The organism is Shinella sp. OV683 (genome assembly GCF_057787725.1).
On the sequence record NZ_CM173543.1, the window covers coordinates 3,716,224 to 3,739,816 of the forward strand.

At 59.7% G+C, this 23,593-nt stretch carries 21 protein-coding genes and 2 pseudogenes; 11 read left to right on the forward strand and 12 right to left on the reverse strand.

Annotated elements, in window-relative coordinates; translation table 11 throughout:
* Nucleotides 1-86: 86 nt before the first annotated feature.
* The 5 genes from ACXHRN_RS18000 to ACXHRN_RS18020 all read left to right on the forward strand — a co-directional run bounded on the left by ACXHRN_RS18000 (nt 87) and on the right by ACXHRN_RS18020 (nt 4,642).
* On the forward strand, nt 87-1,052 hold the full coding sequence (locus ACXHRN_RS18000; protein ID WP_488637681.1) for a glycoside hydrolase family 25 protein: 966 nt from the start codon (nt 87-89) through the stop codon (nt 1,050-1,052).
* A gap of 116 nt (nt 1,053-1,168) precedes the next feature.
* On the forward strand, nt 1,169-1,780 hold the full coding sequence (locus tag ACXHRN_RS18005; protein WP_488641938.1) for a DUF6656 family protein: 612 nt from the start codon (nt 1,169-1,171) through the stop codon (nt 1,778-1,780).
* A gap of 87 nt (nt 1,781-1,867) precedes the next feature.
* Entirely contained in the window at nt 1,868-2,845 is a 978-nt protein-coding gene (locus ACXHRN_RS18010) for an L-threonylcarbamoyladenylate synthase (RefSeq protein WP_488637682.1), read from the forward strand.
* Between the two features lie 10 nt (nt 2,846-2,855).
* On the forward strand, nt 2,856-4,271 hold the full coding sequence (locus tag ACXHRN_RS18015; RefSeq protein WP_488637683.1) for an FAD-binding oxidoreductase: 1,416 nt from the start codon (nt 2,856-2,858) through the stop codon (nt 4,269-4,271).
* On the forward strand, nt 4,271-4,642 hold the full coding sequence (locus tag ACXHRN_RS18020) for a winged helix-turn-helix domain-containing protein (protein WP_488637684.1): 372 nt from the start codon (nt 4,271-4,273) through the stop codon (nt 4,640-4,642). Before ACXHRN_RS18015 ends, ACXHRN_RS18020 begins: the two co-directional genes overlap by 1 nt.
* Here ACXHRN_RS18020 and modC read toward each other — a convergent pair.
* The 4 genes from modC to ACXHRN_RS18040 form a co-directional block, all read right to left on the reverse strand.
* Nucleotides 4,618-5,712: a molybdenum ABC transporter ATP-binding protein gene (modC, locus tag ACXHRN_RS18025; RefSeq protein WP_488637685.1), complete on the reverse strand. Its 1,095-nt coding sequence runs from the start codon at nt 5,710-5,712 to the stop codon at nt 4,618-4,620. The two genes, ACXHRN_RS18020 and modC, sit on opposite strands and share 25 nt — an antisense overlap.
* Nucleotides 5,709-6,401: a molybdate ABC transporter permease subunit gene (gene modB / locus ACXHRN_RS18030; RefSeq protein WP_488637686.1), complete on the reverse strand. Its 693-nt coding sequence runs from the start codon at nt 6,399-6,401 to the stop codon at nt 5,709-5,711. Before modB ends, modC begins: the two co-directional genes overlap by 4 nt.
* A 12-nt stretch (nt 6,402-6,413) precedes the next feature.
* Nucleotides 6,414-7,199, reverse strand: a complete 786-nt coding sequence (gene modA, locus ACXHRN_RS18035) for a molybdate ABC transporter substrate-binding protein (protein WP_488637687.1) — start codon at nt 7,197-7,199, stop codon at nt 6,414-6,416.
* Between the two features lie 185 nt (nt 7,200-7,384).
* Entirely contained in the window at nt 7,385-9,550 is a 2,166-nt protein-coding gene (locus ACXHRN_RS18040; protein ID WP_488637688.1) for a DUF1217 domain-containing protein, read from the reverse strand.
* Nucleotides 9,551-9,845: 295 nt separating this feature from the next.
* On the opposite strand from ACXHRN_RS18040, the gene ACXHRN_RS18045 reads away from it, so the two are divergent.
* Entirely contained in the window at nt 9,846-10,412 is a 567-nt protein-coding gene (locus ACXHRN_RS18045; RefSeq protein WP_488637689.1) for a DUF6101 family protein, read from the forward strand.
* 65 nt (nt 10,413-10,477) lie between these two features.
* Here ACXHRN_RS18045 and ACXHRN_RS18050 read toward each other — a convergent pair whose 3' ends face one another.
* The 3 genes from ACXHRN_RS18050 to ACXHRN_RS18060 all read right to left on the reverse strand — a co-directional run bounded on the left by ACXHRN_RS18050 (nt 10,478) and on the right by ACXHRN_RS18060 (nt 14,623).
* Nucleotides 10,478-12,514, reverse strand: a complete 2,037-nt coding sequence (locus ACXHRN_RS18050; RefSeq protein ID WP_488637690.1) for a calcium-binding protein — start codon at nt 12,512-12,514, stop codon at nt 10,478-10,480.
* A gap of 294 nt (nt 12,515-12,808) precedes the next feature.
* Nucleotides 12,809-13,765, reverse strand: coding sequence for a 4-hydroxybenzoate octaprenyltransferase (gene ubiA, locus ACXHRN_RS18055; RefSeq protein ID WP_488637691.1), 957 nt, complete (start codon nt 13,763-13,765; stop codon nt 12,809-12,811).
* 54 nt (nt 13,766-13,819) lie between these two features.
* The gene (locus tag ACXHRN_RS18060) at nt 13,820-14,623 is read right to left on the reverse strand and encodes a MipA/OmpV family protein (protein WP_488637692.1); all 804 of its coding nucleotides are present in this window, start codon (nt 14,621-14,623) and stop codon (nt 13,820-13,822) included.
* A gap of 214 nt (nt 14,624-14,837) precedes the next feature.
* On the opposite strand from ACXHRN_RS18060, the gene purD reads away from it, so the two are divergent.
* Nucleotides 14,838-16,115 carry a phosphoribosylamine--glycine ligase gene (gene purD / locus ACXHRN_RS18065; protein WP_488637693.1) on the forward strand — a complete coding sequence of 426 codons (1,278 nt, stop codon included), beginning with the start codon at nt 14,838-14,840 and terminating at the stop codon, nt 16,113-16,115.
* 83 nt (nt 16,116-16,198) lie between these two features.
* Nucleotides 16,199-16,657, forward strand: coding sequence for a plant virulence effector HPE1-like domain-containing protein (locus tag ACXHRN_RS18070; protein WP_488637694.1), 459 nt, complete (start codon nt 16,199-16,201; stop codon nt 16,655-16,657).
* Here the strand turns inward: ACXHRN_RS18070 and ACXHRN_RS18075 are convergent.
* The 5 genes and pseudogenes from ACXHRN_RS18075 to ACXHRN_RS18095 all read right to left on the reverse strand — a co-directional run bounded on the left by ACXHRN_RS18075 (nt 16,644) and on the right by ACXHRN_RS18095 (nt 22,014).
* A pseudogene (locus tag ACXHRN_RS18075) lies at nt 16,644-17,100 on the reverse strand (2-thiouracil desulfurase family protein). The gene ACXHRN_RS18070 and the pseudogene ACXHRN_RS18075 sit on opposite strands and share 14 nt — an antisense overlap.
* Nucleotides 17,097-17,645: a molybdenum cofactor biosynthesis protein B gene (moaB, locus tag ACXHRN_RS18080; RefSeq protein WP_488637695.1), complete on the reverse strand. Its 549-nt coding sequence runs from the start codon at nt 17,643-17,645 to the stop codon at nt 17,097-17,099. Before moaB ends, ACXHRN_RS18075 begins: the two are co-directional and overlap by 4 nt.
* Nucleotides 17,646-17,654: 9 nt before the next feature.
* Complete coding sequence (locus ACXHRN_RS18085; RefSeq protein ID WP_488637696.1) at nt 17,655-18,530, reverse strand: 4-(cytidine 5'-diphospho)-2-C-methyl-D-erythritol kinase; 876 nt, start codon at nt 18,528-18,530, stop codon at nt 17,655-17,657.
* Between the two features lie 485 nt (nt 18,531-19,015).
* Nucleotides 19,016-20,884: pseudogene (locus ACXHRN_RS18090) on the reverse strand (tetratricopeptide repeat protein); the annotation flags it as partial.
* 113 nt (nt 20,885-20,997) lie between these two features.
* Complete coding sequence (locus ACXHRN_RS18095) at nt 20,998-22,014, reverse strand: polyprenyl synthetase family protein (protein WP_488637697.1); 1,017 nt, start codon at nt 22,012-22,014, stop codon at nt 20,998-21,000.
* A gap of 109 nt (nt 22,015-22,123) precedes the next feature.
* Between ACXHRN_RS18095 and ACXHRN_RS18100 the strand changes: the two genes are divergently transcribed.
* Genes ACXHRN_RS18100 through ACXHRN_RS18110 form a run of 3 tightly spaced genes read left to right on the forward strand, consistent with a single transcriptional unit; the run spans nt 22,124 to nt 23,522 of the window.
* Complete coding sequence (locus tag ACXHRN_RS18100) at nt 22,124-22,342, forward strand: putative signal transducing protein (protein ID WP_488637698.1); 219 nt, start codon at nt 22,124-22,126, stop codon at nt 22,340-22,342.
* A complete protein-coding gene (locus ACXHRN_RS18105; protein ID WP_488637699.1) occupies nt 22,339-23,154 on the forward strand; it encodes a tRNA1(Val) (adenine(37)-N6)-methyltransferase in 816 nt (271 codons plus the stop codon). Before ACXHRN_RS18100 ends, ACXHRN_RS18105 begins: the two co-directional genes overlap by 4 nt.
* Nucleotides 23,151-23,522: a hypothetical protein gene (locus tag ACXHRN_RS18110; protein WP_488637700.1), complete on the forward strand. Its 372-nt coding sequence runs from the start codon at nt 23,151-23,153 to the stop codon at nt 23,520-23,522. Before ACXHRN_RS18105 ends, ACXHRN_RS18110 begins: the two co-directional genes overlap by 4 nt.
* The last annotated feature ends 71 nt before the right edge of the window (nt 23,523-23,593 follow it).

Consider the following 23,593-nt stretch of genomic DNA (forward strand, 5'->3'; position numbering starts at 1 on the left):
CGCGCGTACTTTAGCAATGCCTCAAATTAACCTATTGTTCACCATATTCGCCCAGGATTGAAATTTGATCCTACGGTATGGTGTGTATGAAGTCATTGCTCGCGCTCGCTCTCGGCCTTCTGACGTTCTCCGGCTTTTGCACTGCACAAGCCGCCGATGACGAGCCTTGGAAGAACAAGACGACGTCGCTGGTGATCGACGCCTACGAGATGAACATCATCGAATGGGAAAAGCTGGTCGCCAACAAGCGGATTGCCGGCTTCATCTCCAAGGCCTCCGATGGGCTGCCCGAAATCTATGACTGTCGCGGCAAGCACAATGGCGACACGGTCAATCACTGCAAGACGATGTGGCGCAAATACGCGGTCAGCCGCGAGCTCTACCAGACCCGCAAGCTGCTCGCCAAGGCCAACGGCCTGCTCTGGGGCGCCTATCATCTCGGCCGGCCCGGTGATCCGGTCGATCAGGCCAATCATTTTCTCGACTATGCCACGCCCGGTGCCGACGACCTGATGGTGCTGGATATCGAGAGTCTCGATTCCACCAAGTTCATGTCGCTCGACGACGCGGAAATCTTCGTCCAGCACATCAAGACCCGCACCGGCCGCTATCCGGTGCTCTACACCAATCACGACACGGCCCGCTACATTGCCAGCCGGCGCGAAAACTACGCTCTGCTGTCGCGCCTGCCGCTGTGGTATGCCCGCTACAAGCCCGAGATCAAGGGCGTTTTCCCGATGGGCAACTGGGATAATTATTTCCTTTGGCAGTTCTCATCCGCCTCCAATTGCGGCGACCGCACCTGCCCGATGCGGATCGAGGGCACACTCGATGACATCGACGTTAACACCGTGCCGATGGCTCGCACCGAGTTGGCGCGCCTGTGGAAAAGCGGCGGATTGCTGCCCGAAAAACCACCGGCGCTGCAGTATCTGGTCAGTGTCCAGGGCGCAGTCGGCACATCGGCGCTTGCGGGGCTCGGCTATGGTTCGGCATTGGCACATTCGCGCGTCAAGCCGGTTGAAACAGCCTTGAATTATCAGGAAAATTAAGCGCTCTTCGCACCTGCGGCAAGCCTCGGGACATGCAGCTGCGTTAGCGTTAAAAACACGTTAACCAGTTTTAGAGTACGCTCATGCAGCCAGATATTTCGGAAGACCTTTCTGCCATGTCGAAATTGCAGTATTTCGCGGATGAGACAGCAAGGGCAAACATCGCCGGCAGAGCCACGCCGCATGTCGATTTCCTCCGCAACGGCCGCATCGATCGTTCGCGGCCGAGTTGGGCTCCACTCGAAAAGCGCTATCTGAGCTATGAGGAGGTGGCCGAACGCACGGGCAAGTTTCTCAACTCCGCCGGCGAGAAAACGCATGACCGGCTGAATGGCTTTCACCAGTCGATCCAGTTTCCCCGTCTGGTCTTTCATCGCACTCTGAAGGGCACGCCGCATCTCGGTTACTGCCATGTGACGGCGGCAAAGTCGGATTTCCACGAATTCAAGGATGTGCGCTGGGCTTTCTACATCGCCAATTTCTTTGCCGAGATCGCCCCCGAGGACATGGCCTTCGACAATATCAATATGCGCGCCGAACGGATGTATTTTGCCATTGCCCTGCAGAAGGACGAGGAAAAGAAGAAGCTGGCCATCAACCGGGCTATCCGGGGCAACGGCCTGCTGTTTCGCACCCACGATCCCAAGCTGGCCATGAAGAACGTGCTGTTGCTCGGGGCCAAGCATGAGGCACAGCGCCGGGTCATTCGCGCCATCCAGCTGGGATAGATCGAGCCCTCTCGTACCACGTGCCCGCCTTGGCAAGCCCTGCATGCCGCTGTATAGGGCGATATGCTTATCCCACCGGCAAAAACAATGGCCGAACTGATCGACATTCATATGGAGCCGCAGCGGGCGCTCGAGGCCGGCTGCGCCGCGTTGGAATCCGGCGAACCGATCGCGATGCCGACCGAGACCGTCTATGGGCTGGCGGCCGATGCCACCAATCCCTTGGCAATCACCCGCATCTATGAAGTCAAGGGCCGGCCGCGCTTCAACCCGTTGATCGCACATATGTCGGGGCTCGACATGGCGATGGCGCATGCCGATTTTGATCCGCTGTCGCTGACGCTCGCGCATGCCTTCTGGCCGGGACCGCTGACGCTTGTGCTGCCGCTGAAGGATACCAGCACGATCCATGAGCTTTGCACCGCAGGCTTGCCGACCGTCGGCGTGCGGGTGCCGGAGGGCTTTGCGGGCACGTTGATTGCCGCCTATGGCAAGCCGCTGGCCGCGCCGAGTGCCAATCTGTCCGGCCGCATCAGTCCCACCTCGGCAGCACATGTCGCTGCCGATCTCGGGGATCAGATCCAGCTGATCCTCGATGGTGGCGCGAGCGGTGTCGGCGTCGAGAGCACGATCATCAAGGTCGAGAATGGCGAGGCCCGCCTGCTGCGTCCCGGCGGGCTCGATGTTGCCGAGATCGAAGCGGTGCTTGGCCAGAGCGTCGTACGCTCGGAGAATGCCGCGCTCGAGGCCATCGAAGCGCCCGGGATGCTGGCTTCGCACTATGCACCCAATGCGCCAGTGCGGCTCGATGCGACGTCGGTCGAGAGCGAAGAGATCCTTGTGAATTTTGGTGCGCAAAAGGTGGCCGGCTTGGAGAATGCCGCGGCCATATTTGATCTCAGCCCGATTGGCGATCTGCGCGAGGCGGCCGCCAATCTGTTCGCCATCATGAAGAAGGCCGATGCGCTTTCGGCCCGGCGGATCGCCTTTGCGCCGATCCCGAACGAGGGACTGGGCGAGGCGATCAACGACCGGTTGGCGCGCGCGGCGGCACCGAGGGAGTAAAGAAGAGAACATGGACCACACTCTCATCTCCCGCTTTGCCGCCATTGTCGGCGATGCCAATGCCGTCACGGACCAGAAGGAGATTGCACCGCATCTCGTCGAGACGCGCGGTCTCTACCATGGCGCCTCGCCGCTGTTGCTGAAGCCCGCAAACACGCAGGAAGTCTCCGCCATCCTTAAGCTCGCCACCGAGACCGGCACCGCGATCGTGCCACAGTCGGGCAATACCGGCCATGTCGGTGGGCAGACGCCGCGGGAAGGCAAGAGCGATGTGCTGCTGTCGCTCGGCCGCATGAATCGCATCCGCGAAGTGGATATCTCGGCCAATGTGATCGTTGCCGATGCCGGCTGCATCCTCGATGCCATCCACCAGGTCGCGGAAAAACACGATCGGTTGTTTCCGTTGTCGCTGGGCTCGCAGGGAAGCTGCCAGATCGGCGGCAACCTCTCGACCAATGCCGGTGGCACGCAGGTGCTCGCTTATGGCAATACGCGCCAGCTTTGCCTCGGGCTCGAGGTGGTTCTGCCGACCGGCGAGATCTGGGATGGGCTGCGCAAGCTCAAGAAAGACAATACCGGCTACGACCTGCGCGACCTGTTCATCGGCGCGGAGGGCACGCTGGGGGTGATTACTGGCGCGGTGCTGAAGCTGTTTCCGCGGCCGCGTGGCCATCAGGTGGCGTTTGCCGGACTGAATTCGGCTGAGGACGCACTCACCCTGCTCGGCATGGCCTCGAACATTTGCGGCACGTCGCTCACCGGCTTCGAGCTGATGGTGCGGCTCGGCGTCGAGTTCACGGCGAAGCATATTCCCGGCGTTCGCGATCCGCTTGCGAGCAGTCATCCCTGGTATGTGCTGGTCGATATCTCGACCTCCGACAGTGCCGAGAGCGCCGAGCGGATGATGCAGTCACTGCTGGAGGAAGCCTTTTCGAAGGGCGTCATCCAGGATGCCACGATTGCCGCCTCGACCGCGCAGGCCCGCGCCTTCTGGCATTTGCGTGAAAGCATGTCGGAGGCACAGAAGCCCGAGGGTGGATCGATCAAGCACGACGTGTCTGTGCCGGTGTCTTCCATTCCCGCATTCATGGCCAAGGCGGAGAAAGCTGTGCTTGCCGACGTTCCAGGTGCCCGTATCTGCGCGTTCGGCCATATGGGCGACGGCAATATCCATTACAACATCTCCCAGCCGGTCGGTGCCGACAAGCAGCAGTTCATCGGCCGCTGGCGCGAGGTCAACAAGATCGTCCACGGCCTGGTGCTTGAATTTGGCGGATCGATCTCGGCCGAACATGGCATCGGTCAGTTGAAGCGCGACGAACTCTCGGAAATCCGTCCGGCGATCGAAATGGACCTGATGCGGCGGATCAAGCGCGCTTTCGACCCTGCTGATATCATGAACCCCGACAAGGTGGTCAAGATCTGATGCACCGCGTGATCAAAACCAATCTCAGGCTGACTTTTCCGGGCGGAGCACCTCTCAGCCACGGCAAGGCCGAGTTGATGGAATTGATCCGCGAGACCGGCTCGATCCGTCAGGCGGCGCAACGGATGGACATGTCCTATCGCCGCGGCTGGTTACTCGCCGACGAGCTCAACCGTATGTTCCTCGAGCCGGTGATCTCCACCAAGCATGGTGGCAAGGCCGGTGGCGGCGCAGGGTTGACGACTTTTGGCGAAGCGCTGCTCGCCCGCTTTCGGGGAATGGAAGCCAAGACGCAAAAGACGCTGAAGACCGATCTCGAATGGCTGGCGGCGAATGCCAGCCCTGCTCAGGAACCGCCTGGGGAAACATGATAGACGCTGCCGCTGTCGACCGTGACGGCCTTGAACAGCGCATGCACCTGCATTCCGAGTTTCAGCCCCAGACGCTCCATCGACAGGAGCGTGATCCGCGACAACAGCCGCTGGCCGGAACAATCTAGGCTGACGAGGATATGTGGGCCATCGGCGGCGAACTCGGTGATCGTGCCAGAGAGATGGTTGAGCGCACTGATATTGTCGGGCCGGTCCAGCGCAAGAATCACGTCGGTTGCCGCCACCCGCATGCGCACCAGCGTGCCTTCCGGCAAGTCGACCGGTTGAAGCGTGATAATCTCGCTGCCCATTTCGGCAATGCTCAAGCCATAATAGGGTTCGTGGCCGATCAGCTTGCCCTCGAGAATCGACTGCGGCGCGAAGTTCTCCGAGAGATTGAGGCTCGCTCCGAAAACTTCGTCCGGCCGGCCGGCAGCCTTGATCCGGCCCTCGTCCAGCAGCACGACCTTGTTTGCCAGTCGCGCGACCTCGTCCATGGCGTGGCTGACATAGATGACGGGAATCTTGAACTCGTCGCGGATGCGTTCGATGTAGGGCAGGATTTCCTGCTTGCGGGAGCGATCGAGCGCCGAAAGCGGCTCGTCCATCAGCATCAGCCGTGGTGCCGCCAGCAGTGCCCTGCCGATCGCAACGCGTTGTTTCTCGCCACCCGAAAGCGTCGACGGGCGCTGTTCCAGCAGTCGGCCGATGCCGAGCAGAGCGATCACGTCGGCCTCGGAGATGCTACGCACCTCCTTCGGCGCGAAGAAGCGGCCGTAGAGCAGGTTCTGGCGTGCAGTGAGGTGCGGAAACAGCCGGCCTTCCTGGAAGATGTAGCCGATGCGGCGCTTGTGAGGTGCCACGAAGATCCGCTTCTCCGTGTCATTCCACACCACGCCGTCAAAGCGGATCAGCGCCTTCTGCGGGCGGGTCAGGCCGGCGATGATCTGCACCAGCGTCGTCTTGCCGGAACCGGACGCGCCAAACAGAGCGGTCACGCCCTCGCCCGCCTCGAAATTCGCCTCAAGGTCGAAGTCGCCTTGCGTGTGGGTGACCGAAACCGAAATCATCTGTTTGCCCCCAGTCGCCGCGCGAGATAGCGCGACAAGAACCCGGAGAGGAAGATGGCGGCAAACGAAATAAGGATCGACAGCAGCGTCAGCCGGTAGGCGGTCGCCTCGCCGTCAGGATCCTGAAGTGCCGATGAGATGGCCGAGGCCAAGGTCTGGGTCTCGCCGGGAATGGCAGAGACGAAGGTGATCGTCGCGCCGAACTCGCCCAGTGAACGGGCGAATGCCAGCACGGTGCCGGCCAGGATTCCCGGCAGGCTGAGCGGCAGCGTGACCGTCAGAAACACCATCAGCGGATTGGCGCCAAGCGTGGCAGACGCCGCTTCCAATCGGTGATCGATCGCTTCCATGGAGATGCGGATCGCCTGCACCAGCAGCGGAAAGCCCATGACCGCAGCGGCAAGTGCTGCACCCGTCCAGCGAAAGGAGAAAACCAGGCCGAAGACATCGGCGAAGAAAATGCCCAGCACGCCCCTGCGCCCGAAGGCAACGAGCAGCAGATAGCCGGTGACCACCGGCGGCAGGATCAGCGGCAGGGATATGACGGCTGAGAGAAGGGACTTGCCAGGGAATTCACGCCGCGCCAGGAGATAGGCGATTGCAATGCCGATCGGCAGGCTAACGGCAACCGCCAGACCTGCCACTTTAAGACTTAGAGTGATTGCTACCCATTCTTCGGCACTGAACATTTGCGCTTGATATCAGGAGCCCGCGAGCACGGTAAAGCCGGCTTGCTTGAAGACTGCCTGTGCGTCGGCGCTGTTCATGAAGGATACGAAATCCTTGGCTTGAGCCTTGGTCGATGCGGCGACGGGTGCGACCGGGTAGACGATCGGCGCATGGCTGTCTTCGCCGAACGTATCGACGACTTTAACACCCTTCTCGGCCTTGGCGTCGGTTTCGTAGACGATGCCGAGCGGCGCTTCGCCGCGGGTCACGAGCTGCAGAGCCGCGCGAACATTTTCAGCACCAGCAACCTTAGCCTCGACATCCTTCCAGACGCCGTAGAATTCCAGCGATTCCTTGCCGTACTTGCCAGCGGGAACGCTCTTGACTTCGCCCATGGCGAGGCGGCCATCGCCCAGCGTCTTGGCGAGCGCAAAGCCCTTCTCGATCTTGAGGCTGATGGCCGAATCCTTCTCGGCGACCAGCACGAGGCGATTGCCCAGCAGGTTGACGACCTCCGCCCTGTTCACCAGCTTCTTGTCGACGAGGTAGCCCATCCATTTGGTGTCGGCCGAAATGAACACATCCGCGGGTGCTGCGGCTTCGATCTGCTTGGCGAGCGCTGAGCTTGCAGCAAACGAGATCGCCACCTTCACGCCGCTCTTCTTTTCATAAAGACCTGCGACCTTGTCCAGCGAGCCCTTCATGCTGGCGGCGGCGAAGACGGTGAGCGTCTTGTCTTCGGCATGTACTGGAAGGAAGGATGCCGCGCAGAACGACACGGCGGCAACGACGGAAACGAGAAACGAGCGACGAAACATGAAAATCTCCCAAACGTGATATCTGACGAGATATAACGACTGGAATGCAAAAGCAATGTGAAGATTACAGCGCCGCGCGTCAGATATGACGCGCAAAGGACGCTGTAGAATTTTGAATCTGCTGCATAATTTTGTCCTTAAACCGATTCCGGTTAAAGGATAAAATTATGCAGTGGGCGCTTACATCAACTTTTCAGCTGGGCGATGGAAAGCAGCGTGTCTGCGCTGATGCTGGCGGTCGAACTCGAAAACAGCGACAGGATCGGCGATGACGTGGTGTCATTTTCCAGGTCATACATGGCCGTGAAGCGGCTGATGAATTTCTCGAGCTTGGCGGGATCCTGAAGTTCCTCGAAATCCATGTTCTTCTCGACCAGAGCCTTCTGCTTTTCGAGGTCCATGCTGGACATTTCGGCGGGCAGGCTGAAGGTGGTACGGAACACTTCGAGCAACGCGGTATCGCCAAGAATATCATAAGCCGAGTTGATCTCCGGCATCTTGCGCTTGAAATACAGGGCCAGCCGCACGCCATTGCTGTCGTCGCCCGTCTGCTCTTCGAGATTTTGCTGCAGATAGAGATAATCGGTCATCATCTGGCCGTAGCGTCCCTGCGCTCCGGTCTCGCGATTGGCGATGTTGCCCTTGGTGTCGAAGTTGAACGAGGCGACGATCTCGGCGAAGCGATGGTCATCCTGCAGATTGACGAAGCTCTTGGGATCGTCGAGGTCCGAGGCGAAAGCTTGCTTCATGAAGTCGGCGGGGACATCCTTGGGGTCGATACCCCTGGACTCCAGGACGAAGTTCACCAGCCGGCTGTCGGATAGAAACTCGGAAACGGTTTTCACATCCTGCATCTGCTTGGTGTAGTAGCTTGCCTCCGCGGTCGCCTTTTCCTTCTCGTCATCGTGGCCGTAGCGCGTCTTGCGGATAACGTAGTCCTTGGCGGTCTCGGTCATCACCGTTTGCGACTGGGCCAACAATGGCGCGGTCTTTTCTCCCTTGGCATCGAAATTGAAGGCGGCAGCCAACTCGGTATAGCGGCTGTCTTTCTGCAGGTTGGCAAAGCTCTTGGGATCGGCGAGGTCGCTGGTCAACGTCTTCTTGATCGTCGATTCCTTGGTGGTGGAGGGGTCGAAACCAAAAGCGGCCAGCACAAAATTATAGAGTTTCGCAGTGCTCTTGAGATCGTCGAAATTATCGACTTGACCGATGTAGGTGCGATAATAGGTGTAAAGACCCTCGTCGTCGGCATCCTGCTTGTCGTCATAGAGCGACATGTATTGACTGGACGTGGTTGCCGTCTGTGCCGTGGTTTGCGCCGTCGCGCCGCTGGTGATCGAACCATCTGGCTGAAAGTTGAAGCCCTTGGTCAGCGCCTCGTAACTGGCACCGCCGAATGTCGTCGCATAATTGTTGGGATCGGAGAGATCGCTCGTCAGGATATTCTTGACGGTGCTTTTCAGCATGGTGCTGGGAAAGCCATAGGCTGTCTTGACGATGCTGAGCATGCGGGCATCGTTGACCAGGTCGTCGACCGACGTCACGGAGCCGATCGTGGCCTCGAAATACTGCTTGTTCAGGTCAGCTGCCGCCGGCACCAGCCGGTCCGGCACCGTGAAAGTGTATCGTGTCACAAGGGAGTCTGTCTGGCTGGCATCCTGCGCCGTAACGCCGGCATCGAGGCCCCCCGTCGCATTGAAGTTGAATGACGAGGCGAGCGCGACGTAGTCCGACTTGTTGACGACCGTCAGGGTGTTGACATAGCTCGAGGCGTCGTTGACGTCGCTCGTCAGAACCTTCGTCAGGAAGTCGCGATCCCAGTATTTCGTGTCGAGACCGAGCGCACTCAGCGCATAGTTCCGCAGCCGCTCGTTGCCCAGCAGCTGATCCACCGACGTGACCGTGCCGATGGTTGTCTTGAAATAGGCATTCTCCGTAGCGACGGCCTCGCCTTCGGCATCGACTGTCTTCTGGTAGTGGTCGATCACATCCTGGACCTGGCCGGTGGTCTGGGTGGTCGAAAGCTCGGCGGAAAACTGGAATGAGGACGCGAAGTTGCGGTAGCGTTCGTCAGTCAGCTTGTTGGCAAACGAATTGGTGTCCGACAGGTCGCTTTCGAGCACCTTCTTCATGAAGGCCTTGGCGTAGGTCATATCCTCAAGACCATGCGCCTGCATCGCATAGGAATAGAGCTTGTAGTCGCTCATGAACTCTTCGACAGTCGTTACCTTGCCGATATGTTCGTCGTAGTATTTTTCATCTCGCGAGACTTCCGGGGTGATGCGGATCCGGTCCAGGTTGCCCTTATAATCGCGGCTGACCGAGTTGTAGCTGAGAAATGTCGAGACCATGGATGTGCTGCCGCTTCCGTCGTGTGCCGGCAGGATAACAGAAACATCTTATCCGAAACTTACCCGACGTTGCTTGCCAAGGCTCAAGCGCACCGATCGAATTTTCGATTTTCTCTTCACCTTTTGCAAACCGAACCTTCTGGCAAATCGCTAACCATCAGAACAGGCAAAGGTTTCTTAACCGAGCTTTTTAAGCGGCCTCACACGGCGGCGGATTATTCTGACCTCATCAAAGGGACGAAAAGTCCTCGCTGAAGAAGAGCACCAGCTCTCACGTAAAACAGGGTCGAAAACAATGCCGAACACCGTCAAGCAGCCATCCTGGGCAACAAACATACTGAGGCTCGATCCCGGTCTGTTTCCGCAACAGCTGACCTACAAGCTCGTGGATTCCGGCGAAGTGATCACCATTACGCTGGATGAACGCGGCGCAGTCATGCGCCGGGTCCTCAAGTCGAGCGGCCTGCCGCTGACCGTGGCGCTGCCATCGCGAGCCTTTGCCGGTATCGCCGCCCGCGCCATCGATCACGGCAACGGCGAGGTCACGGTGACCCTCGAACTGCACCACACCGATCCCAGCCTGTGCATTCCGTTGCTGGTCGCCCACGACCTCTTCGACATCGCAGCGGACTGGCGCGCATGGTCTGAAGCCTACAAAATCCCGATGCTGATGGTCGAAGCCGACGGTGTTGCCCGCCAGTTGGACGAGCACCTGCTGACAGCCGGTTCCAAGCCACCGAAGCCGCGCCGGCGCCATTCCTACTTCGTCGATCGCCGCCCGCGTTTTCTCGTCCGTCGCAAGACCGGATCGATGGGCATCAAGATGCGCATCGAAGGCCGCGAGATCTTCCCGCAGGATTAACAGCCCCAGCCTAACAAACAAAAATGGCGCCTTGCGGCGCCATTTTTCATTCCATTAGGATGCCATTATAGATCAAAATTCGTAGACGTCAGAACCTTTGTGCCATCCAGCTGAATCTGCATGTCCACGGTGCCATCGCCGTCCGTATCGATCTGAACCATGGTGTCGCCGCTACTCTGCTCGTAGCGAACCTGGGGGTTGCCGGTGTTGGTGAAGGCTGCGGTGCCATTGAAGATGAACTCGTCGCTGGCGCTCAGGTCGGTGAGATCGAACTTGTCATTGGCAACGTCGAAATCGGTGATGAAGTCGAAATCGTCGGTCTCTCCGGTGTCGCTGACGCTGTTGTAGACGAAGGTATCCTCGCCAGCACCGCCGGTGAGATTGTCGACGCCCGCGCCACCATCGATGACGTCATGGGCGGCACCGCCATTGATCGTATCGTTGCCCGCACCGCCGCTGATGTCGTCCTTGCCGTCGCCGCCGAGCAGTTCGTCAACACCGGCGCCGCCGGTGATAGTGTCATTGCCCGCGCCGCCGTCGATCGTATCGTCGCCGGTACCGCCGCTCAGGGAATCGTTGCCTGCATCACCGGATATATCGTCGTTGCCAGCGTCGCCGGTGATCGTGTCATCGCCCGTTCCGCCCGTCAGACTGTCATTGCCTTCGTCGCCCGCGATCTGGTCATCGCCCGCGCCGCCATCGATCGTGTCGTTGCCAAGGCCGCCATTGATGTCGTCACTACCGGCACCGGCGGTGATGACATCATTGCCTGCGCCGCCATCTATCACATCGTCGCCCTTGCCGCCATCGATGTTATCATTGCCGGCCTCGCCGTAAAGTGCATCGTCGCCATCGCCGCCGGTAACGCTGTCGTTGCCCTCGCCTGCGTCGACCGAGTCGTCGCCGTCACCACCGTCGATCGTATCGTTGCCGCCGCGGCCATCGATATCGTCACTGCCGTCGCCACCATCGATCACATCGACGCCGTCGCCACCATTGATGATGTCGGCTCCAAGGCCGCCATTCAGCTGGTTCTTGCCGTCATTGCCGAAGATCGTATCGTTGCCGTCGCCACCGTTGATCGTGTCATCGCCAAGACCGCCGGAAATCGTGTCGTTGCCGTCGCCGCCAAGAATGGTGTCGTTGTCGGCGCCGCCGTCGAGCGCGTCGTTGCCCAGGCCGCCAACGATGGAATCCGTGCCCGCGCCGCCAAAAATGTTGTCGTTGCCATCGCCACCGTCGAGCGTGTCGTTGCCGTTGCGGCCATCGAGCGTGTCATCGCCGGCCATGCCCTTCAGGAAATTGTTCAGGGCTGTTCCGGTGATCTTGTCGTTGCCGTCCGCGCCGGTAACGTTTTCGACGCCTTCGATGAAGACCTTGCCGCCGAACTTGCCGAGATCGCTGACATCGCCAAGAACGATCTTGTAGTCGGAATCGCCCTGCAGATGCAGCGTATCAATACCTTCGCCGCCGTTGACGCCGGTTTTGTCATAGTGCTTGAACCTGTCCGAGCTGGCTGTCGTGGCGTAGATCTCATCATCGCCCCCGCCGAGCCTCAACTCCTTGTAGTAACCATTCAAGCCCACGTGATTGACATCGTCGCCATAGTGCCCGCCAACCTGTAGCCCGCGTAGATACGTGAAGAGCAGGCCGAAATATCTATTTGAATCCAGGTTGCCCCACTCGGGCATCGGGGTGCCTTGGTTGTCGAATCCATGCGTCCAGCCGGTGCTGTCGTCATCGCTGGCTGCGGCAGCGTCGGACGTTTCTGCGCTCTCGGCGGCGGTCGCATCGAAAGCGATCGAATCCGCCGCCGCGATCTTGGTGCTGGAATCGTCTTTATCGCTGCTCGACTCATCTTCCGTGGATGTATCCGTCGCCGCAACTTCTACGGCCAGGGCGCCATCCGCTGATATGTCCGGGCTAATGGTCGAAGCGTCCGCGAAATTGAAATCGAGGCCGTCGAACTGAGAGAAATCATAGTCTGACGTCTCAAGCGTACTGAAGACGTCCGTCAACCAGTCCTGGCCTTTGTCGACCGCAAGTTGCGCAAAATAAGGAATCTTCATCAGCGAGACCATAAACGTCGAGTTATCGGACATCGGAAGTATAGCTCCGGGCACTCAAGAGGCAAATCATTGAGGGTATGTTTCATATGCCCGTTCCGGTGTCAATTTGACCTGAGGACTACCCGTACGATTTAGAAACTAAGTGCCCGCTTTCACACACCTATATTCGCCTGCGAGTACAGCAGCCTAGGATGTGGCGACAAACACGGTTGTTACCGAAGTAACAGCCACGCGGACGATCGCTTCATAGGTTGCTATCCCATGGGCTGCGGCTTTTCGCTGTGCCCAAGGAAAGTCCGGCTGACTTTGTCCCGCAGCCGGGCTTTCCTACCCCGCAAAGGGCAACCCAATTGCGAGGCCGGCAAATATAGCTGCACCAACAACCGAATTCAGCTTGAAGAGCGCCAGGCACTGCGCCGCATCGTTGATGTCGAGCACCAGCAGTTGCCAGCCGAACAGAATGGCGGCGGCCAGCAGGCCTAGCCAGGCCACGAAACCCACACCGACCCCAATGAAAGCAAAGCCCAGCAGAACCAGCGTTACGCTGAAGAAGGCAACGAGCCAGCCCTTGGTGCTGTCACCGAACAGCCGAGCCGTCGAGCGCACGCCGATCAACTCGTCATCTTCCTTGTCCTGGTGCGCATAGATCGTGTCATAGCCGATCGTCCAGGCAACAGCCGCCACATAGACCAGTATTGCGGAGAACGACAGCGAGCCGAACACGGCAGCCCAGCCGACGAGGCCTCCCCAGGAAAAGGCGAGGCCGAGGAAGAATTGCGGCCAGTCGGTGAAGCGCTTGGCAAACGGATAGATCGCCACGATCGCCAGCGACAGGATGCCGAGCACGATAGTGAACAGATTGAAGGAGAGCAGCACCAGCAGGCCTACCAACGCCTGCAGCAGCAGGAATATCTGCGCCTGGCGGCGGGTGACGCGGCCCGAGGGCAACGGCCGCGAGCGGGTTCGCGCAACCGCCATGTCGATCTTCTCATCGACGAGATCGTTATAAGTGCAGCCAGCGCCGCGCATGGCGACCGAGCCGATAAAGAACAGAATGAGATGCCCGGCGAACTGGCCGAGCACCGGCTGGAAAGGTGCTGCGGCGTTGGCAGCCAGCGCCGCCGACCAGAAGCATGGCCACATCAGGAGCTGCCAGCCGATCGGCCGGTCCCATCGCGCCAACTGCGCATAGGGCCACAGCCAGCGCGGCAGCACGCGGTAGACGAAATTTCCGGAAGGCGCATCGGCGACGCGCCCGTTGTCGGGGGGGAGATGATTGCTCATTGCTTGCAATGAGCCCAAAATTTTTCGCCAGTCAAGGGACCCGTGGCCGCTTGATCAGGGCAGCGTGAAGCCGAACTTGTAGCTAGCCGAGACGCCGAGGAGATACTGATTGGCGGAACCGCGCTGGTTGACAAGGCTCGAATCTCCGGCTGATCCAACCAGACGCTTGTATTCGGCAAAGACACCCGTATCGATCTTGTCTGTGGTCTTCCAGGTGACTTCGCCGCCAAAGCCGACCGAATGCAAACCGCCCTCCGGCTTGAAGGGCTTGAGGCCGGTCTTCGCCGATTCCTTCGCGTCGACCCCGTAATAGGCTTCCACGTAATCTTCGCTCGCGAAGGTCAGACGCGGTCCAGCGGAAACGCGTATGGTCGGCGTCACATCCTTGAATGCATCTGCCGAAATGTCCGCGACAACCCCTGTGTGGCTGCGAATACCTTGGCGGACTTCGGCGCGCAAGCGGACCCAGTCGGTGGGATAAAGCTCTGCAAAGCCACCAACCTCGACGCCAAACTTGACTGGGCTCAGGCCCTTGAGGTCACCGGAATCATCGCGGTCGCGCGGCATGATCAGCTTGCCGACGGCACCGAGGCGCATGGGCCCGGATTCATAAAGCGAAAAGGATGGGTCGTCGTTGCGGGATGTGAACCGCACCAGGTCGCCCGCCTTGCCAAGCGAGATCAGCGGCAGGCCCTGCAACAAGTAGCTCTTGGAACCTTCATAGCGCGGGGCGACGAAACCCGTGGCTCCCACCTTGAGATACCAGTCGCCCGACCACCAATAATCTCCAGCAAGCGCCATGGAGGGGGCGGCGAGCATTAGACCGACGGACAGCGCCGAAAGAGTTGTTAAACGCAAGGCAGGCTCCAAATTCATGCCGAACATCAACAATCCGGCCAAACTGATTCATTTGATCTGCGCCGGAGACTAGCGGCGTTTGGTTAGCGCTTCAACAAGAAGCAGCGTTACCATTGCATTAACGACGCTGCATGCAAACCTCCAAAGCATTCGGACTTGACCTTTTTGCCCTTGCCCCTTAACCCGCGAGCATCAAGGTTATGAGGGCTTGGCGATGAAGGTACTGCTGATTGGATCGGGCGGACGCGAACACGCATTGGCGTGGAAGATCGCACAATCTCCCGTGCTGACCAAGCTCTATGCCGCTCCCGGCAATCCCGGCATTTCCAAGCATGCCGAACTGGTGGCGCTAGATGTCGAAGACCACGCCGCAGTGCTCGACTTCTGCAAGACGCAAGCGATCGATTTCATTGTCTTCGGACCGGAGGCACCACTCGTCGCTGGCCTCGGCGACAAGCTGCGGGAAGCTGGCTTCCTCGTCTTCGGGCCATCGGCCGCAGCCGCCCAGCTTGAGGGCTCCAAGGGCTTCACCAAGGATTTCTGCGCGCGTTTCGACATTCCCACCGGAGCTTACCAACGCTTCAACAACGGTCCCAAGGCCAAAGCCTATGTCCGTGCGCAAGGCGCGCCAATCGTCGTTAAGGCTGACGGGCTGGCCGCCGGCAAGGGCGTGACCGTGGCGATGACGGTCGAGGAAGCCTGTGCCGCGATCGACGATTGCTTCGAGGGTGCGTTCGGCTCGGCCGGTGCCGAAGTGGTGGTCGAGGCGTTTCTGGATGGCGAAGAGGCAAGTTTTTTCGTGCTGTCCGATGGCAAGCATGGTCTGGCGCTGGTCTCTGCGCAGGACCACAAGCGGGTTGGCGATGGCGATACCGGCCCGAATACCGGCGGCATGGGTGCCTATTCTCCGGCAGAAGTGATGACCGAGGCAATGATTTCCCGCACGATGAAAGAGATCATCGCGCCGACGATCGCTGGCATGGCGGAGATGGGCCATCCCTTTACTGGCGTGCTGTTTGCCGGGCTGATGATCACCGACAAGGGACCGGAACTGATCGAATACAACGTCCGCTTCGGCGATCCGGAATGCCAGGTGTTGATGATGCGGCTGAAATCCGATTTGCTGCCGCTGCTGCTCGCCACGGCGAATGGCACGCTCGACCAGGCCAGCGCCGAATGGCGCGATGACGCTGCGCTAACCGTGGTCATGGCGGCCAAGGGCTATCCCGGTGCCTACCGGAAGGGCACGCCGATTGCGGCCCTGCCTGCAGATAGCGATGATGCGATGACATTCCACGCCGGCACCGCGCTGAAGGATGGCACACTGGTCGCTACCGGCGGCCGGGTGCTCAACGTGACCGCGCGCGGCAAGACCGTGTCGGACGCACAGGCTGCGGCCTATCGGGCGGTCGATGCGGTCAAATGGGAAAACGGCTTCTGCCGGCGGGATATCGGCTGGCGCGCGATTGAGCGCGAAGCGTCTGGAAAGTAAGCCTTTCTTAACCAGCTTCCCTGACCCTATCTTAGGGAATTTTTCATAAACTTCCGGCTGGTCCAATCCGGGAGTACGATTCGATGCGCGTAGTTTTGCTGGCAGGCACTGTATTGCTCGGGGCAGCGGCCGCCCACGCCTCTTCCATCGATTTCGTCCAGACGAGCACCAACGATCCCAGCATCGAGACGATCACCTGCGAGGCCTGCGGTCCGTACAATCCCAAAGTCGAGGAAGAAACGCCTGACATCGTGCTCGCGCCCGGCCAACAGAAAATCGAGATCCGCGACGTCAATGGAGAGAAGAAGGTCTTTCGCACCGAAGCGTGGTTCGGCGGATCACCGGTCGTCGTCGTTTCCAAAGCGCTGGATCAAGCACCTGACAGCCTGACGGCGGACACAGACCAGGCGGAGCCAATCGCAATCGATCCGAACCAGACAACATCGGTCAACGCCGATATGTCAGGCGAAGCGAAGCCCGAAGCCGACAAGGCCGAAGCCAAGGCGTTCGACCCGGAACAGCTGCAACTCAGGCTGAAGTAACGCCGCCAATCCGGTCAGCGAGCGCCTCGATCTGGTCAGGCGTATAGACTTCAATCCCATTGTCGATCAGCAAGGCTGCGGTGACCCCGCGGCCGGGATGCTGCTCACCCGAAAAACTGCCGTCATGGACAAAGCCGGAACCACAGGACGGGCTGCCGTCGATCAGCAATGCAAAATCACAGCTTTCGGCGCGCGCCAAAGCGAGTGCCTTTTCCGCGCCCTTGATGAACTGGTTGGTCACATCGGCACCGCCGAGTTCGATCACCGAGGCCTCGCCCGAGAGCACATCGACGCCGGTCTTGCCATCGGCAATCTCCGCCGGCGGGCGTGGCACCGAAAAACCGCCAGCGTTCGATGAGATCGTGGCTCAGCAATTTGCCCTTGCCATCGTAGCGCACCGGCTGGCCCATAAGGCAGGCGCTGATGAGGATCCTGCCCGTCATCCGCCGCCGCGCCTCAGATGCTCATCGAGCCGTGGCATGATCTCGACGAAATTGCACGGCATGTGGCGGTAATCGAGCTGGGCCTTCAGGATGCCATCCCAGGCGTCCTTGCAGGCGCCGGGCGAGCCGGGAAGCACGAAAATGAAAGTGGCATTGGCAACCCCGCCGGTGGCGCGCGACTGGATCGTCGAGGTGCCGATCTTATCGTAGGAAATGCGATGGAAGACTTCGGAGAAGCCATCCATGCGCTTCTCGAACAACGGCTCCAGCGCCTCTGGCGTCACATCGCGGCCGGTAAAACCCGTGCCGCCCGTGGTGATCACCACGTCGATATTGTCGAGCATGGTCCAGGCCTTCACCTGATCGAAGATCGCCTGCCTGTCGTCCTTGCAAATGGCCCGTGCTTCGAGCCTATGTCCAGCCTCGGCGATCCTTGCCGCCAGCGTGTCACCCGATTTATCATCAGCCGCAGTGCGTGTGTCCGACACCGTCAGAACGGCAATGCCGACCGGAATGAAGGGACGAGGTTCGTCTGATCTGGGCATCGGGACTTCCTAAAGCGTGGCGGTCGCTTCCAGATACCATTCTGGCTGCTTGCTCTCAAGCACGGCAAGGGCGGCATCGCGGTCTGAGGCAGCTTCATAAACGCCGAAACAGGTTGCTCCCGACCCAGACATTCGGGCGAGCACCGGCTTCGTGTCGGCCAAGAGCGCTAGTGCCTCAGTGATTTTCGGCTCCAACTTTTCTGCCGGCGGCTGTAGATCGTTGCGAGCGCGTTGCAAGGCGGCAAGCCACTCGGCAGAACCTGCGCCGTCCGACGGAATCGCCAGCGGTGGATTGTTCTTCTCCGTTAGCAGCTTGAAGATCGTCGGTGTGGGGACCTCCACCAACGGATTGACGAGCAGTAGGTGAAGCTTGGGGAAACCGTTGAGGACACGGATATCCTCGCCAATGCCGCGAGCCACCAGCGGGCGGCTTTCGAGGCACATCGGCACGTCGGCGCCAAGCTCAAGCGCAATCTCCCGCAGCTTCCGCGCAGTGATCTCCAAGTTCCACATGCGCACCAGGCCGCGCAACGTGGCCGCAGAATCTGCCGAACCGCCGCCGATGCCGGACGCGATCGGCAGGTTCTTTTCGAGATGGATATGAACCGGCGGCAGGCCGATCCCCTGCCCTTCGGCATGAGCGCGAAGCAGGTCGCGGGCGCGAAGAACCAGGTTGCCAGTCTTGGCCGCAGCGTCTGTCGGCAGACCGTCGGAAAAGCGGCCGGAGACGGTGAAGGTGTCTTTCTCGGCGTCAGCGAAACTCAGCCGGTCGCCGGCTTCGGTGAAGGTCACAAGCGTATCGAGCAGATGATAGCCATCCGCGCGCTGCCCCGTCACATGCAGCGCGAGATTGATCTTGGCGGGGGCGTTTTCGCGGATAAGCATGGAGACCTGAGGCAATAGAGGCCTATTGTGGCGACGTAATCTTGCAGCAGATCCTCGGGACAAGCCCGAGGATGACGCCATTCAAGGCTTACGGACTCGCGGGCCCGACAATCTTAGTTCTTCGCGTCCGGCAGTTTCAATACCTGGCCAGGCTGCAGGCGATCCGGATGACGCTTGAACTCCGGATTGAGCTCGATGAGCTGGTGATAGCGCATGCCATCACCCAAAGCGTCCTTGGCGATGTTCCAGAGCGAATCGCCCTTGATTACCGTATGCGACGAGGCATCTGCAGCAGGCTCCACGACCTTGGCATCAGCCGGCTTTTCCTGCACGTCCTCGGTGGGCTCTGCCGGCTTCTCTTCGGTGACAGGCAGGGCAGGCTTTTCCTCGGTCACGGGCTGAACGGGCTTCTCCTCCGTCACAGCTGGCTTCTCTTCGGTTACCGCAGGCTTTTCTTCGGCGGCGGGCTGCGTCTCCTGCTTGGCGGGCTCGACAGGCTTGATCTCCGGCTGCTTGACCGGATCGGCCTGGGCGACCGCGACACCCTTCGTCAGGTTGTCGGTGACCTCACCGGCCTTTATCTCGATCGGCGGCAGGCCTTCCTTGATCTTCTTCTTGATCTTCGGAATTTCTGTCGCTTCCGGCTTCACTTCAAGCGCGGTCTGCCACTGGAAAATCGCTTCCAACTTGCGGCCAACGCGCCAGTAGGCATCGCCCAGATGGTCGTTGATCGTCGAGTCGGCGGCCTTGAGTTCCACCGCGCGCTCCAGTTCGCCGACAGCGTCATCGAAGCGGTTCAGGCGGAAATAGGCCCAGCCGAGCGAATCGACGATGTAGCCATCATCGGGACGGAGATCGACGGCCTTGCGGATCATGCCTAGGCCCTCGTCGAGGTGCATGTTCATGTCAACCCAGGAATAGCCGAGGTAATTCAGCACCTGCGGCTGGTCGGGATAGAGCTCCAGCGCCTTCTTGAAGTTCGGCTCGGCAATATCCCACTTCTTCAGGCGCTCGTAGGCAATGCCGCGCTGGAAGAACACGGACCAATCCGAACGTTTCGGCAACTGTCCGATGATTTCGATGGCCTTGTCGTAATTCTTGGCCATCTCCTCATATTCCTTGTTATCGGAAAGGAGGCTGCCATAGGCGACATAGCCGCGAATATCACGTGGATCCGCTGTGATCGCTGCCTTGAGATGGGTGCGCGCCTCTTCGGCCTTGCCGGTATTGGCGAGATTGAGGCCGAGCTGCAATTCGGATACGCGACGGAGCGGCGAATTGGCCGGCACCTTGCTGTACCAGTAGATCGCGCGTTGCGGCTGATCGAGCCCTTCGGCCAGACCGCCGAGCAGAACGGCCGTATCGGCGCTGTTGGGTGCCAGGGCAAACGAGGTCACGAGATAGAAATTGACGATGTCCTGAGCGCCCTGCCGATCGGGTGCGTTGGTCAGCGACTGGTTGAGCGCGCCACCGACCGAGAACAACACGGAGGCCACGCCTTCGTCGGCATTTTTCACCAGCAAGTCCGGCTTTTGACCTGCCTCGATCTGCTTGCGGAATGCCTGCAGCGGCATATAGCCCGGTGCGAAGAGCTCGCCCGCGGAAACTGCGTCGAGCGCCTTGCGCTGGTTGCCGGCAGCGGCTTCAATCGAAGCCAGCGCGGTGACTGCGCGCATATAGGTGTCGCTCGCGGCAGAACCTTCGTCGCGGTTGGCGATCGTGTCATTGAGGCGCTTGCGCGCCGTTTCGATGTCGCCCGAAGCTGCGGCAATCATGCCGGCGCTGTAATTGCGGAATACCGAATACCAATCCGGGCCTTTCATCTGGTCGATGGTGGCCAACGCATCCTTGGGCTTGCCGGCGCCATATTGGCTCCAGGCAGTCAGGAGCGTGTTGACCATGCGGTCCAGCTCGTTTGGACCATCATATTTGAGAAGCTTGGCTGCTTCATCGTACTTTTCGTGACGAATCGCATCGATGCCGCGGGCGATAATGCCGATACGTTCGACGGCCGGATCGTCCTTGAGGCGATTCGCTTCGACGACGCCTTCGTCGAAATTGCCGTTCATGAACAGGCAGACCATCAACCGTTCGCGAACTTCAATATTGTCTGGCTCGAATTTCAGCGCGGTCCGATAGAGTTTTACGGCCGACTCATAGTCGTAGTCGTTGTCGGCCGTGCGGGCTGCGAGAAACGCCCCCGCAAACGTGTCGACAGAGGCGATATCGAAGGCAATCGGCGCGGGCACTGCGTCTTTTGGCTTTGCATCTTCAGCAAGAACAGGACCCGCAACGGCCAGAATCAGGCCGATCGCGGTGCCGAAACGGAGTCGGCGGTTAGTCAAAAAAGCCATTCGACAGCCTTTCAAAGGAGCACGTAGGCGCACATCGTCGCCTTCTTAAGATCACAAAACGGTTTCCGTCACAAGACGGAACAGCTCGCAGGGATAACGCTGAAGTCAGGCTTTTAGTTGACGCGCGCGATACAGAAATCGATGACTTCCATCAACGCGTCTTTCCAGGGCGACGCTGGCAGCGGCGCCAGCGCATCACGGGCGATCGTGCCGTAATGGTTGGCACGGCCGATCGTATCGCTCAGCGAGCCATACTTCATGATCAGGCCGAATGCGCGTTCGAGATTGGCATCGTCGTTCTTGCCGCCCTCGATTGCTTCGCGCCAGAACAGCCGGTCTTCGGCGGTGCCGCGACGCCAGGCGAGAATGACCGGCAGGGTGATCTTGCCTTCGCGGAAATCGTCACCGGTGTTCTTGCCGAGTTCGGCGGCCTTGCCACCATAGTCCAGCGCATCGTCGACGAGCTGGAATGCCAGGCCGAGATTCATGCCGAAAGACTTGAGCGCGGCGCGATCGGCCTTGCTGGTACCGGCAATGATTGGGCCGACTTCAGCAGCCGCGGCAAATAGCGCTGCGGTCTTGGCGCGGATGACCTGCAGGTAGTCGTCCTCGGTCGTTTCCATGTTCTTGGCGACGGAAAGCTGCAGGACTTCGCCCTCGGCAATCACGGTCGCGGCAGTGGAGAGAACGTCCAGTGCATCGAGCGAGCCGACCTCGACCATCATCTTGAAGGCCTGGCCGAGCAGGAAGTCGCCCACCAGCACGCTTGCCTGGTTGCCCCAGAGGATTCGTGCGGTCTTACGGCCGCGGCGCAAGTCGCTTTCGTCGACCACGTCGTCATGCAGAAGCGTTGCGGTGTGCATGAATTCGACGCTGGCGGCGAGCTTGACCTGATGATCGCCCTCGTAGCCGAACATGTTGGCGGTGGCGATGGTCAGCATCGGCCGCAAACGCTTGCCGCCCGAGGAAATGAGGTGGTTGGCCACTTCGGGAATCATCTGCACATCGGAGCCTGCCTTGGCAAGAATCAGCTGATTGACGCGCTCCATGTCAGGCTTGGTCAGACCCACTAACGGCTTGATTGATGCCTGTTTGTTTTTGCTTTCATCAAGCGGTATCACGACGCCCAAGGAACTGGCTCCTGTTCATTTACATTGTTTGACCATAAAAACAGGCGAGCAGCCGGGCAAGGGGCGAATTGTCCCTCCCCGTCAAAAATGGCGAAAAAGGAACGGAAAAGTGATTGAGATCATGCGGACGAACGATGCAGTCGGTCTTTCCTTCGCCCAGAGCCTTCTGAAGGACCAGGGAATCCACTGCATGATCGCCGACCAGAGCATGAGTATTCTCGAAGGATCGATCGGTCTCTTGCCGCGCCGGCTACTGGTCGACAGCGAACGCGTCGAGGAAGCACGCACTCTTTTGAGGGACGCCGGGCTCGGCGCGGAACTGAAATGACCGAGATCACCGAGACCGTCGATGCCTTCCATTTCGGCGGCTTTCATATCGTCCAGCCCAAGGGTCGCGGCCATCGTGCCGGCATGGACGCAATGCTGCTAGCGTCGATGGTGGTGACAGAGGGACCGATCCGGGTTGCCGACCTCGGCGCCGGCGCCGGCGCCGCAGGCATGGGCGTGGCCGCGCGGCTCGCGCAGGCCGAGATTGCGCTGGTCGAAAAATCCGTCGAGATGGCCAAATATGCCCGCAAGAGCATCGCCCTGCCGGAGAATGCCGCCATCGCGCCACGTCTGAGGCTGATCGAAGCCGACGTGACGCTGAAGGGCAAGGCACGCGTTGCCGCCGGTTTGCCCGATGATATCTACAACCATGTGATCATGAACCCGCCCTTCAACGATGCCAGCGACCGAAAGGCGCCCGACGACCTGAAGGCTGCCGCGCATGCCATGCATGAGGATCTCTTCGAAGCATGGATACGGACTGCGGGAGCAATCCTGAAGCCCGGTGGTCAGATGTCATTGATCGCCCGCCCGGAATCGATCGCCGAGATCATTCTTGCTTGCGGCAGGCGCTTTGGCGGTGTCGAGATCACTCTTGTTCATCCGCGGGAAGGTGAAAGCGCGATCCGTGTGCTGGTCAGCGCCATCAAGGGTTCGCGGGCGCGGCTGGTGTTCCGGTCGCCGCTGTTCATGCATCACGAAGGATCGCATAAGTTCCTCCCGCTGGTGGATGACCTTAATAATGGACGGAGGGGCTATTCGCGGCGTAGCCAAACGGCTCGAATAGTAAGACTGCAAGAGGTTGCGACATGAACTACCCTCCATCGCTGACGGATGATGTGCTGGCGCGCGCCTTCGTGGCGGCCAACGGTGAAATCGGAATTTTTCCAGCCGATGCCCAGACATTTCTGCATGCTTGCCGAGAGGACGGCCTAGATATTTTAGGATGGGAGGTGTGGCTGGTCGACCATATGTTGGACGGGCAATCCCTATGGCCGGTGCCACGCCACGGACATTGGTGCGGCCTTATACCCGTATGCGGATCATCGACACTTTCTGCGGTTTCCGGCACAGGAAACCGGGATCAAGCGGCCGAAGAAATTTCCGGCGTGGCACTCGACAAACTAATCGAACAAGAGTGGTTCGCATGCGTCCGGCTTAACTTCACCCTGGAAGCCTGAAATGCACCCAGGCCATTGCGTTTCCCCCAAAGCGCATTACATCTCGCAACTGACTGTCATAATCTGGAAGA

Coding starts and splice junctions, on each gene's coding strand:
- ACXHRN_RS18000 (WP_488637681.1), top strand. CDS start 87: ATGAAGTCATTGCTCGCGCTCGCTCTCGGCCTTCTGACGTTCTCCGGC.
- ACXHRN_RS18005 (WP_488641938.1), top strand. CDS start 1,169: ATGTCGAAATTGCAGTATTTCGCGGATGAGACAGCAAGGGCAAACATC.
- ACXHRN_RS18010 (WP_488637682.1), top strand. CDS start 1,868: ATGGCCGAACTGATCGACATTCATATGGAGCCGCAGCGGGCGCTCGAG.
- ACXHRN_RS18015 (WP_488637683.1), top strand. CDS start 2,856: ATGGACCACACTCTCATCTCCCGCTTTGCCGCCATTGTCGGCGATGCC.
- ACXHRN_RS18020 (WP_488637684.1), top strand. CDS start 4,271: ATGCACCGCGTGATCAAAACCAATCTCAGGCTGACTTTTCCGGGCGGA.
- modC (WP_488637685.1), bottom strand. CDS start 5,712: ATGATTTCGGTTTCGGTCACCCACACGCAAGGCGACTTCGACCTTGAG.
- modB (WP_488637686.1), bottom strand. CDS start 6,401: ATGTTCAGTGCCGAAGAATGGGTAGCAATCACTCTAAGTCTTAAAGTG.
- modA (WP_488637687.1), bottom strand. CDS start 7,199: ATGTTTCGTCGCTCGTTTCTCGTTTCCGTCGTTGCCGCCGTGTCGTTC.
- ACXHRN_RS18040 (WP_488637688.1), bottom strand. CDS start 9,550: ATGGTCTCGACATTTCTCAGCTACAACTCGGTCAGCCGCGATTATAAG.
- ACXHRN_RS18045 (WP_488637689.1), top strand. CDS start 9,846: ATGCCGAACACCGTCAAGCAGCCATCCTGGGCAACAAACATACTGAGG.
- ACXHRN_RS18050 (WP_488637690.1), bottom strand. CDS start 12,514: ATGTCCGATAACTCGACGTTTATGGTCTCGCTGATGAAGATTCCTTAT.
- ubiA (WP_488637691.1), bottom strand. CDS start 13,765: ATGAGCAATCATCTCCCCCCCGACAACGGGCGCGTCGCCGATGCGCCT.
- purD (WP_488637693.1), top strand. CDS start 14,838: ATGAAGGTACTGCTGATTGGATCGGGCGGACGCGAACACGCATTGGCG.
- ACXHRN_RS18070 (WP_488637694.1), top strand. CDS start 16,199: ATGCGCGTAGTTTTGCTGGCAGGCACTGTATTGCTCGGGGCAGCGGCC.
- moaB (WP_488637695.1), bottom strand. CDS start 17,645: ATGCCCAGATCAGACGAACCTCGTCCCTTCATTCCGGTCGGCATTGCC.
- ACXHRN_RS18085 (WP_488637696.1), bottom strand. CDS start 18,530: ATGCTTATCCGCGAAAACGCCCCCGCCAAGATCAATCTCGCGCTGCAT.
- ACXHRN_RS18105 (WP_488637699.1), top strand. CDS start 22,339: ATGACCGAGATCACCGAGACCGTCGATGCCTTCCATTTCGGCGGCTTT.
- ACXHRN_RS18110 (WP_488637700.1), top strand. CDS start 23,151: ATGAACTACCCTCCATCGCTGACGGATGATGTGCTGGCGCGCGCCTTC.